Here is a 1,206-nt window from a genome sequence, read left to right as displayed (position 1 = left end):
GTGTCCCCTCCGTCACCATAAAGCCTGCAGAAGCACGCTGGGCATAATAACTTGCCATTAAATCATTAGGAATATTGCCAGGTTGCTTGCTACGAGAGCGCGTCAATGGTGGCATCACAATACGATTTTTAAGCGTATAAGGCCCAAGTTTTACAGGCGAAAACAGTGCACTGGTATTAGGAATAGTTTGTTTCATAACATTCTCTTTTATAGCAAACAGATAGGCTTATTACTTGAAATTTATCCGTTGTTTTAAGGTTTGATTGATCACTTAAGTAATATGAGTAATCATAAAGTTTTAGAGGTACAATTAGAAACAACGTTTTCTTGTTGAAGATACAATTATTAATGGTACAAATGATGAATGGTATAAATCGGCTTGATATCAAACAGCTCAGAGTGCTACAGGCATTGCTTGATCTAAAGAACCTATCAAAAGTTGCACGCAAAATGGGCTTAACCCAACAAGCTATTAGTGAGCAGCTGCGTAAGCTACGTGATCTATTTGATGATCGTCTGTTTATTCGTCAAGGAAATAGCATGGTGCCCACACCAAAAGCACTATCGATGCAGCAACCTATTAACGATATATTAAGACAGTTAGAGGTGCTCTTGGAGCCGGATGTGTTTACGCCGCAAACCTATAAAGGTGTTTTTACGATTAGTGTGACCGATTATGCGACGCAGGCATTATTACCGCAGTTGTTTAATCTAACGCGCCGTGAAGCGCCTAACTTAAAATTGATAGTGCGAGATTTTGCCTCAGACAACATCAATCAGCTTATTGCAGCAGGCGAACTTGATTTACTGCTTACCTTTCCAGAGTTTATCCCTGATAATTTATCTTATGTCACTTTGTTTGAAGAACAACATTTATGCATTACAGGTTATAAAAACGAGTTCGCAACAAAGGTGTTAACACTGGCACAAATTGCAGCACACCCGCAGCTGGTGGTATCGCCTTCGCGTGCCAACTTGCGCGGTTCTCATGATCAGTGGTTTGCCGAAAAAGGGCTTAAGCGAAACATTGTGATGTCAGTGCCTAGCTTTTCAGCTGTGCCAGATATTTTGCATACCACTGACATGATTGCTTTTTATCCCGCGCGACTACTGCCAAACAGTAAAGTTAAAGCGCTTAAAGTAGAAGCCTTACCGCCTACCTTTAAGATAATAGCCGCTTGGCATCCACGTACCAATGACAGTGGC

Annotated in this window: 1 protein-coding gene and 1 pseudogene; one reads left to right on the top strand and one right to left on the bottom strand. The window is 41.2% G+C overall.

The annotated features are described in order from the left end of the window. Nucleotides 1-196, bottom strand: a pseudogene (locus tag B3V51_RS04020) (alkene reductase); the annotation flags it as partial. 164 nt (nucleotides 197-360) lie between these two features. Here B3V51_RS04020 and B3V51_RS04015 point away from each other — a divergent pair. After that, the coding region (locus B3V51_RS04015; protein ID WP_286708028.1) for a LysR family transcriptional regulator at nucleotides 361-1,206 on the top strand (846 nt) is incomplete at its 3' end.

This window comes from Psychrobacter sp. UBA2514 (assembly GCF_002341255.1).
Lineage (GTDB): Bacteria > Pseudomonadota > Gammaproteobacteria > Pseudomonadales > Moraxellaceae > Psychrobacter > Psychrobacter pacificensis.
Note: the sequence above shows the minus strand (reverse complement) of the source record. Positions and strands in the feature narration are given on the sequence as shown.